The following is a 3,605-nucleotide window of genomic DNA, read 5'->3' as shown; positions in this document are numbered from 1 at the left end:
ATAATACCATTAGGGGCATGATAATTTTCCATTACAACTTTTTGATTCACATCTAAAATACATGTACAGTTTAAAAACCCCCTAGTATCATAAAGCTCTCTTTTAATTTTTCTTTTATTGCTATCAAAATAATTTATATAAATTAAATTTCTATACTTATCATCATTAAAATGGACATACATAATATATTTATCATTATGAAACACTCTTAAATCATTTGAGTTCTCAATAAAGTGAAGCGTATAGTTACATTCACTTTCCCAGTAATTTAACCAATCAAACTGATTTTCATTTACGTAATCAAAACTCTCTTGAAAGTAGTCATACATCGTAAACACATAATTTTGTATCCCAAATTTTTTAGCATTATTATAAGTGTAACGATTCCAAGTAGTGTACACACAACGTGCTGGTTCATTATTTTTAATAAATAGCTTTAATCTATTTATCTGCGCTTTTTCTACCCCAGTAATTCTACCTTCCAGAATTTCTCCCATAAAGTAGTTCATTATTTCTCTCCGTTTAGTTATTTTTTAAATTCTTTCTGATATTGTACATAGCCTGAAATATAGTGTTCTATATCATCAATACGAACACGATATCCATGATTTTTCATATAAAAACTTCCTAAAATTCTGGCAGGATTTTTAAAATACATTGCAATTTCTGGATAAAAGAATCCTGTTCTCTGATACTTAGCTCTTATATCTATTACATTTAAAAGTTCCTCTTCATCGATTAATTTGTTCACTAATTCCTCATGCCCTGCTTCTTTAGCTTTCTTGATTAATTGATATGAAGCCATTAACATTTCTAAAAATGTTGGAAATGTTTTTTCACGTGTTTTAATATATTCTAAATATGTATTAACATTTTTAATACCAAATTCAAAATATTTTTCTTCAGGTGAGATTTGCACCAATTCGTTTGAGCAATAGCCTAACCAATGATCGTGATGCTGCCAATATTCTTTTTCAATAAAACGATTCATAAGTTTTTTTACAATTTTTAACCACTCATGATTACCATCAATTTGGAATAACCTCAATAGTGCTAAAGCTGCTTCTCCATCATAATAAATAATTCTAAACTTTTCTTTTACTGTTAAATCAGGATAATTCAAAATATGTACAGTGTCATAAGTTTCACTATCTATCATTGAAACAATCCCTTTTGCTACCTTTTGAGCAACTTCTAAGTATGTTTCATTATGATTCACTTTTAAATATTCACATATAGCAAATATAAATGAAGCATTTTGTCCTAATTTTATTTCATTAATATTTTCTGTATCATCATATACATATGCCTTTTCATCTTTTTCGTAAACATAATTATCAATAATATAATCAATAGCTTTAGTTGCGCTATCTAAAGGTCTATTTAAATATGCAAGACCTTCGATTAAGGCATAAGTTGAAGAAGAATGTCTTAATATATTATAAGTATCAATTTCTTTATCAAAATGTGGGAAATAACCATACTTATAACGCCCATTTTCCATCACCATATTTTTTAGGTACTCAACGCTACTAAGAATCAAGTCATCAATTTCTTTTGAAAAGTCATCAATTTCTCGTAATCCTTTTTCAAATCCTGATGATTTAAGTTCATAGATATGATTTTCTTCTAAAAAGTAACTTTTAGTATAAAACTTAATCACGTCCTTATTTTCATAAAATTCATGACTAAATCCCTTATTGTGACTAGTGTACTTTTTTAAATAACTATTAATATTTTGTTCTGATAAGTATTTACCATGACTTTCTTTTTTAGGTATAACAAATGCGTTCACATTAATTTCTTCAGGTAAAAAAGTAGTATTCCAATAATCATCTAATGCTATTCCATATTCAATGTGATTTCTTCTAGTATTAACCATTTCATCTTTTAATTGCTTGAACGGAACTTTTTCGAAATGCGTTACTATATCTAGTTTCACCCATGTTGGATACTCCCCAGATTTTTTTCTGAAATTTTGAGCTTGTTTTAATATATCTCTTTCAAGATATCTAGCTTTTTTTAATAATTTTACAGTTGCTTTAACGTTTGGTTTACCTAGGCTTAAAAACACATAATTTTCAATATCCTCTTTGTTATTTACCTCATCAATTAATTTTTTAATATTATCTTCAAAGTTCATAATTTGCCCCCTCGAATATCTTAATAGTCACTATTAATTATAGCAAAACATTTTAATTTCATATAATTTTATTATTTTTTTATTATTTAAATAGAGCCAGGTCATCATAACCTGGCTCCTTTTAACTTTTAATTAGTAAAGTTTATTTTATTTTTCAATATTATTTTTCTTACGACGTTTACCTAATAATAATGTTCCTAAACCAGCTAATAATGATCCAATTAACAGGCCGTTATTTTGTTCTTCATTACCTGTATCTGGTAATTCTTTTTTATGAGAGTCTGAATCGCTGTCGTTATCTGAGTCTGAATCGCTGTCAGAGTCTGAGTCACTGTCGCTGTCAGAGTCTGAATCGCTATCTGAATCTGAGTCGCTATCTGAGTCTGAATCGCTGTCTGAGTCTGAATCGCTATCTGAGTCTGAATCACTGTCTGAATCTGAGTCACTGTCGCTGTCAGAGTCTGAATCGCTATCTGAATCTGAGTCGCTATCTGAGTCTGAATCGCTATCTGAGTCTGAATCACTGTCTGAATCTGAGTCACTGTCGCTGTCAGAGTCTGAATCGCTATCTGAGTCTGAATCACTGTCAGAGTCTGAATCACTGTCAGAGTCTGAATCGCTGTCTGAATCTGAGTCGCTATCTGAGTCTGAATCGCTATCTGAATCTGAGTCGCTATCTGAATCTGAGTCGCTATCTGAGTCTGAATCGCTGTCAGAGTCTGAATCGCTGTCTGAATCTGAGTCGCTATCTGAGTCTGAATCACTGTCTGAATCACTGTCTGAATCTGAGTCGCTGTCGCTATCTGAGTCTGAATCGCTGTCTGAGTCTGAATCACTGTCAGAGTCTGAATCGCTATCTGAGTCTGAATCGCTATCTGAGTCTGAATCACTGTCTGAATCTGAGTCTGAGTCACTGTCTGAATCTGAGTCGCTATCTGAGTCTGAATCGCTGTCTGAGTCTGAATCGCTGTCTGAGTCTGAATCACTGTCAGAGTCTGAATCGCTGTCTGAATCTGAGTCGCTATCTGAGTCTGAATCGCTATCTGAGTCTGAGTCACTGTCGCTGTCAGAGTCTGAATCGCTATCTGAATCTGAGTCGCTATCTGAGTCTGAATCGCTGTCAGAGTCTGAGTCGCTATCTGAGTCTGAATCACTGTCTGAATCTGAGTCGCTGTCAGAGTCTGAATCGCTGTCTGAATCTGAGTCGCTATCTGAGTCTGAATCACTGTCTGAATCTGAGTCGCTATCTGAGTCTGAATCGCTATCTGAGTCTGAATCGCTGTCAGAGTCTGAATCGCTATCTGAATCCGAGTCGCTATCTGAGTCTGAATCGCTGTCTGAGTCTGAATCGCTATCTGAGTCTGAATCGCTATCTGAGTCTGAATCACTGTCTGAATCTGAGTCGCTGTCAGAGTCTGAATCGCTATCTGAGTCTGAATCACTGTCTGAATCTGAGTCGCTA

At 33.4% G+C, this 3,605-nt stretch carries 2 protein-coding genes and 1 pseudogene; all 3 read right to left on the bottom strand.

Going from position 1 to position 3,605, the window contains the following annotated elements; genetic code table 11:
* Nucleotides 1-509, bottom strand: a pseudogene (locus CD127_RS11405) (serine-aspartate repeat adhesin O-glycosyltransferase SdgA); the annotation flags it as partial.
* 17 nt (nucleotides 510-526) lie between these two features.
* A complete protein-coding gene (locus tag CD127_RS11400) occupies nucleotides 527-2,143 on the bottom strand; it encodes a poly(glycerol-phosphate) alpha-glucosyltransferase (protein WP_103366790.1) in 1,617 nt (538 codons plus the stop codon).
* 147 nt (nucleotides 2,144-2,290) lie between these two features.
* The coding region (locus CD127_RS12860; RefSeq protein ID WP_142381317.1) for an LPXTG cell wall anchor domain-containing protein at nucleotides 2,291-3,605 on the bottom strand (1,315 nt) is incomplete at its 5' end.

Source organism: Staphylococcus petrasii (assembly GCF_002902565.1).
GTDB classification, from domain to species: Bacteria; Bacillota; Bacilli; order Staphylococcales; family Staphylococcaceae; genus Staphylococcus; species Staphylococcus petrasii.
The sequence above is the reverse complement of the archived record's forward strand: the minus strand, read 5'-3'. Positions and strand labels throughout refer to the sequence as shown.